The following is a 6,224-nucleotide window of genomic DNA, read 5'->3' as shown; positions in this document are numbered from 1 at the left end:
CTGATTGATCAGCTACGTGCCGGGATGGTAGAATTTTAGCATTGATGCGTGAGATAATTTAAATAGCGATGAGGTTCAAAGTGTCGTTATAAGTACTAACAATAGATCTATCAGCCCCTGTTATTAAAGAGAGTAGGGGCTATTATTACCGTCAACTTAAATATAGTCAGTTAATATAGACCATAAAAAAGGCTTGCTCAGTAAATACTGAACAAGCCTTTTTTATGGTTTGTTAATCAACCCAATCACTATTTTGCTATTCCGGCATCGCTGGCATACGTTCGACAGGTGTGACCACGAGGGGCTTCGGTTTTTTCTCTATACTATTAGCGCTACTACTATTATTAGGTTTTGCTACTGCCGTACCTTCCGGTATTTCAACAGGTTTTGGCGGCGGTGGTTGGCGCTGCTGGGTAGAGGTTTTGACCGGTTTTTCTGATTTTCCTGTACCAGTATCCTGATCCTGAAGGTCAGCTACGCCTTCATCCATCAACTCTATAATAGTTTGCTTTTGCTTTTTGGACTTGGCGCGGTTATTGATTGATACCCACTGACTCGGTGTGTCCTTTAGTTGGGCTTTCATAAAGTCCATCCATACCGGTAATGCTGCAACACCACCATATTCGCGTCGACCAAGGGTTGATGGTTGGTCAAAACCCATCCAAACAACTGTGGCATTGGTAGGATGAAATCCTGCAAACCAAGCATCTTTTGCCTCATTGGTAGTACCTGTCTTACCGCCAATATCATCACGCCCCAAAGATTTTGCTTTAAATGCTGTACCACGCTGAATCACATCACGTAAGATATCTGCCATCTCATAAGCCACTCTAGGCTTTAAAATACGCGGTGCTTGTTCAGCACGTACGTACTGTACGGCAGGTGCTTTTAGGCGATCTGATTCTGGGCTGGCATCATAAATGCTCAAGGCAGTTTTTGCACTGTCTTTGCTGCTTTCTTCTACTTTTACATCAACAACTTTCTTTTCATCTGCAGATGACTCTTTATTGTTGTCTACTTTATCTTCTGATACTGATTTTTTGCTCTCTGCTATTTTTGCATCATACTCTTCGGTCAGTTTTTTATTGACATCATCGAGCTGCTCATTAAAACATAGAGCACATGCTTGTTGAGGACTGGCTTGAAATAAAAGCTTGTTATTATAATTATAGATTTGTTCAATAAAATAAGGCTGGATGCGGTGACCACCATTGGCAAAAGTAGCGTAAGCAGTGGCCATTTGTAATGGGGTGGCTTGACCGGCGCCCAATGCTAGAGACAAGGTGGTAGGTAGCTTTTCTTTATCCAGCCCAAATTCATCTAAGAGATTGCGAGCATCAGAGATGCCAATTGCTTGCAAAAGGCGAATAGAAACCAAGTTACGAGATAAATAAAGTCCGCGGCGTAGGGTGATATCTCCTAAGAAGCGACCATCGGAGTTTTTGGGTTGCCAATCACCTACTTGAATGGGGCGATCAGATACGATGCTGTCCGGACGATAGCCTTTTTCTAATGCGGCGGTATAGACAAGAGGTTTGATAGTTGAACCTGGTTGACGCCAGCCTTGTAGGGCACGGTTAAATTTACTGTGGTTAAAGTCAAAACCACCAACTAAGGCACGAACGGCTCCAGTATCAGGGTTTAGAGAAACCAAACTACCTTGTACTTTGGGTATTTGACCCAATTGCCAACCACCATTGGTAGTCGGTATCAGGCGAATAATATCATCTTTACTCACTATTTGACTGGCATTACTCGGAAAATAGCCGATGCGGTCAGCAGAGATATATTTGCGTGCCCAGCTCATGCCCGACCAATTAACAGTAACGTTTTCGCCAGAAGGCATGGTTGCTTCAAAGCTACGGGCATTGACCTTAGTTACTTTGGCAGGGGTCATATTGCTATAACGGCGGAACTTCTCTAGCGGTTCACCATTGGCTTCAGCACCGCGCCAACCATGGCGATGCTCGTAAGCGACCAAGCCAGATAACACCGCAGTTTCCGCAGCTATCTGTGCTTGACTATCGACCGTCAAGCGCACACGCCAACCGCCATGCATGACCTGCTCACCATAGCGCTCAACCAAAGCAGCACGTGTCATTTCTGCCAAATAAGGCATATTAACATCAAGCTTTTCTTGATAGAGTTTAATACCGATAGGCGCGTTGATGGCCTCGTCATGTTGAGCTTTATCAATATAACCCAACTCATTCATGCGACCAATGATCCAGTTACGACGCGTGAGCGCCCGACTTGGATTGGCAACAGGATTGTATTTAGAGGGCGCTTTCGGCAAACCTGCAAGCATTGCCATTTCAGCAATGGTGAGATTTTCTAACGATTTACTATAATATTTTTTTGCAGCAGCGCGAATACCGTAAGCGCCTTCACCTAAGTAAATTTTATTCACATAAAGGGTAAGGATGTCATTTTTACTCAGCTCGTCTTCGATTTTACGGGCTAAGAACAATTCGGTTAGTTTACGATTTAAGGTACGGTCTGGACTTAAAAAATAATTTTTGGCGACCTGCATCGTGATGGTTGAACCGCCTGTTTGGCTATCATCATCCGTCACAACTTCCGTAACCGCGCGACCCAACCCCTTAATACTGATACCACTATGTTGAAAAAACGAGGAGTCTTCCGCTGCCAAAAAAGCGTGGGTTAAGTTTTCTGGTATCTCTTCAAAAGTAATAGGTAATGATAAACGGTTGCCATACTGTCCAATCAATTTGTCATCACTACTATATATCTGTAATGGCATTTCTAAATTTGCTGTCTTAATCTCTTGCGTACTTGGCAAAGTCGGCGATAAATACATCGCCATGCCATAAAACCCAATAGGAACGGCAAGCGCTAATACAACCGCCAATGCTAGAAAGGCAATAAAGAGCCCCACTAGAAAGTGAATGAGACGAACAGTGGCATTTTGTTTGGTCATAGTCAGACTTATCGATTTAGGTTTGCAACAGATAAAAAACATTATACCTTGAACAAAATAGGCAAGTAATAATAAATGTGTAAGTTAGGCTTTACAGATAATTTAAATGCTTGAATCTCTCTATTAAGTAAAGTATTGTACTAAATTATTACAAATAACTATCAGATTGTACACTTAATATAAGGTATGGAGTTTGTGAGGCTATTTACTTCTAAAAGTCAACATTTGATTGGTGTGGATATTTGTACCACCTCAGTGAAGTTGGTTGATATACAGCGCCAACAAGGCGTTTTTTACTTAAGATCTTATGGTACTGAGATATTACCAGAAGGCGTAGTCATCGACAAACTCATTGTAGATACTGAAGTGGTAGGTAATACTATAGCAAGCTTGGCCAGGCGTTGCCAAGCGGCGGGCAGCAGTGCGGCAACTGCCGTCTCAGGGTCAGCTGTGATTACCAAAATCATCGATATGGATATGGTGCTAAGTGACGTGGAGCGCGAAGCTCAGATCCGTTTGGATGCAGACCAATATATACCTTACCCACTAGAAGACGTCAATTTGGACTTTGAGGTATTGGGTCCTTCTCTTATCAATGATGATATGGTGCAAGTATTGCTTGCTGCATCTCGTTCAGAAAACGTTGACCAAAGAGTGGACGCTTTAACCTTCGGAGGTCTGAAAACCAAGGTGATGGATATTGAGTCGCATGCCATTGAGCGTGCTTTTGGCTTAATGGCAGACAGTCTGCCAAACTTGCCAGATTTGGTGGCTTTGGTTGATATCGGACACAATCAAACGACATTATATGTTGCCAAAAATGGTGAGTTTATTTATAGTCGAGAGCAGTTATTTGGCGGCAGTCAGCTGACTGAGGCCATCCAAAACCGCTACGGTCTGTCGGCTGAAGAAGCTAATATTAGTAAGCGCGAGCGCGCCTTACCTGATGATTACTATCCTGATGTCTTAACGCCATTTATAGAAAATACAATCCAACAAATAACCCGCTCTTTACAGTTCTATTTTTCCTCAAGTCAATACAGCAGTATTGATCACGTGGTACTTGCTGGCGGTAGTAGCTCCATTGCAGGTCTTGCAGGAATGGCACAACAGAGATTGGGCGTACCTGTGAGCATTGCAAATCCGTTCATCAACATGACCATTGCTCCACATATCGATCATGAGCAACTAGCGATTGATGCACCCAGCTTAATGGCCGCTTGCGGTCTAGCGTTAAGGAGCTTTGACTAATGGCTCGTCTTAATCTATTGCCCTGGCGGCAAGAAGAGCGCACACGCCGTAATAAAGAGTTTATTACCTTGGTGGTGGCAGTGACACTGCTGAGCCTGTTGGCTGCATTTGCGACGTGGAGTTATTTTAATAACGAACTTGATGAGCAATTGGATGCTAATGCGCTGATTGAACAAGAAAATGCGCGCTTAGATAAAGCATTGGTCGAAATTGATAGCTTAGAGCAGCGCCGAGAGGATATTATCTCACGCATGCAGGTTATTCAAGACCTACAAGGTCGACGCCCAGTACCTGTACGTTTATGGGACGATCTTGCTAAAGCTATTCCGCCAGCGCTTTATTTGACTAATCTAAAGCGTGAAGGAGATGTGTTGACGTTGACAGGTCTTGCTGACAATCCAAACGTTGTATCAAGTTTGATTCGTAATCTTGATAGCAGTAAATGGATGGGCAATTCAGCCGTTAGTAACATTCAACAAAACATTACCGCTTATCAAGCAGCGCCCATTTTAGAAAACACCGCCACTACTCCCGGTGAACAACCGCGTCCTATTTATCCTGAAGACAGCTACGTACAGTTTGTGATAACGACCAAAGTACAGTCGGAAACAGCCGTTCCTGTAGAGGGTGCTGATGGCACCACTGTACCTGGAGGTGAGTTATGAAACTGACCCGTAAAAAACCCCGAATGAAACTCAAAAAGACGGTGGTAAAGCCAAAAAAACAATTTGATTTAAATGAGTTTCGTCGTAGTTTTGAATCATTAGATTCTGAAAACTATGGCAGTTGGCCGCTCCCTGTCAAAGTTACTGTTATTGGTTTTATTATTGCCTTGATTGCCGCTATTTCATGGGCATTACCGATCAGCAGTAAAATTGATGAAATCACTGCAGCTGAAAGCCAGCAACAAACCTTGCTCGATAGCTACCGTGAAAAAGAATCACGCGCACGCCATTTGCAAGCTTATCAAGCTCAAGTGATTCAAATGGAAGCCGAATTCAACACTTTGCTTGACCAGCTACCAAAAGATACGCGCGTATCAGAACTGGTCGAGGGTATCAATATGACGGGCGTGGGTAGTAACATACGTTTTCAAGATATCTCTGTTGAGCCTGAAATTGAAAATGAGTTCTTTATCGAGCAACCTATTCGTATTGCAGCTTTGGGTGAGTACCATCAGTTTGGTAGCTTTATTAGTGGTTTGGCGGCTTTACCAAGGATTATCACCATGCATGATTTTGAAGTCAGTAATCCGCAGCCAACCTTGGATGTTTTGCCTGAGCTGAATTTGGTATTGCAAACCAAAACCTATCGCTCAAAAGAAGCGGACCCTGAAGGTGATGCAGCGGCGGCTGAAGCGGTGCCTGCCGATGCTACTGCAGGAGGTAACTGATGACTATCCAAAAATTGCCTAGGTTAAGGTTACTGCTGTTAAGCGCTGCTGTTTTATCCCTGAGCGCTTGTACGGATCGTATCGGCTTAGCAGAGCAGGCGATGGCTGATATCCGTAACCAACCATCGCAGCCTATCGAGCCGCCGCCTCAAGCTGAGCTAGTGGAAGACTTTGTTTATAGCGCTAGTGCGCAGCGTAGTCCATTTTTGCCACCAAGTTTAGTGAATGTGCAAGGTCCTACCAACTCTATCGATGGGGTGCGTCCTGATATAACCCGAGTGAAAGAGCCGCTTGAACAATATGAGCTGACGCAACTTGTCTTTCGCGGTGTCGTCATTTCACCTGAAGGTCAACAGTATGCGTTAGTACAGCGTCCGGATAGTTCGGTTGCTAGTGTTAGAGTGGGTAATTATCTTGGATTGAATGATGGCCGTATTGTTGAAATCACGCCGACTCAGATTAACTTGATTGAAATTGTGCCAGACAGTCGTGCTGGGTTTGTTGAAAAACCCCAGTCACTGGTGTCCCCTATAAGCTAAGTCGGCAGATTTTTAAGGAATAAATAATGACAGTACGCAATAACAAGGTAATAATGATGAGCAACCGCGTAACTTCTACTTTTGCCATCTCTGCATTGGC

The 6,224-nt window shown here is 43.8% G+C and carries 5 protein-coding genes; 4 read left to right on the top strand and 1 reads right to left on the bottom strand.

Translation table 11 applies throughout. The features are described 5' to 3' along the window. Window positions 1-256: 256 nt before the first annotated feature. Window positions 257-2,941: a PBP1A family penicillin-binding protein gene (locus VLN09_RS06665; protein WP_325244873.1), complete on the bottom strand. Its 2,685-nt coding sequence runs from the start codon at window positions 2,939-2,941 to the stop codon at window positions 257-259. Between the two features lie 195 nt (window positions 2,942-3,136). Here VLN09_RS06665 and pilM point away from each other — a divergent pair, with 195 nt between their 5' ends. From pilM to VLN09_RS06645, 4 genes are read left to right on the top strand one after another with little or no spacing between them, the layout of a single operon-like run. Next, window positions 3,137-4,192 (top strand): type IV pilus assembly protein PilM, encoded by a 1,056-nt coding sequence (gene pilM / locus VLN09_RS06660; RefSeq protein WP_325244871.1) that lies wholly within the window; start codon window positions 3,137-3,139, stop codon window positions 4,190-4,192. After that, window positions 4,192-4,857, top strand: coding sequence for a PilN domain-containing protein (locus VLN09_RS06655; protein ID WP_325244869.1), 666 nt, complete (start codon window positions 4,192-4,194; stop codon window positions 4,855-4,857). The genes pilM and VLN09_RS06655 overlap by 1 nt, the downstream gene beginning before the upstream one ends. Further along, a complete protein-coding gene (locus VLN09_RS06650) occupies window positions 4,854-5,585 on the top strand; it encodes a type 4a pilus biogenesis protein PilO (RefSeq protein WP_325244867.1) in 732 nt (243 codons plus the stop codon). Before VLN09_RS06655 ends, VLN09_RS06650 begins: the two co-directional genes overlap by 4 nt. Continuing rightward, window positions 5,585-6,124 carry a pilus assembly protein PilP gene (locus VLN09_RS06645; protein ID WP_325244865.1) on the top strand — a complete coding sequence of 180 codons (540 nt, stop codon included), beginning with the start codon at window positions 5,585-5,587 and terminating at the stop codon, window positions 6,122-6,124. Before VLN09_RS06650 ends, VLN09_RS06645 begins: the two co-directional genes overlap by 1 nt. Window positions 6,125-6,224: the final 100 nt, after the last annotated feature.

This window comes from Psychrobacter sp., assembly GCF_035469765.1.
Taxonomy (GTDB): Bacteria; Pseudomonadota; Gammaproteobacteria; order Pseudomonadales; family Moraxellaceae; genus Psychrobacter.
Note: the sequence above shows the minus strand (reverse complement) of the source record. Positions and strands in the feature narration are given on the sequence as shown.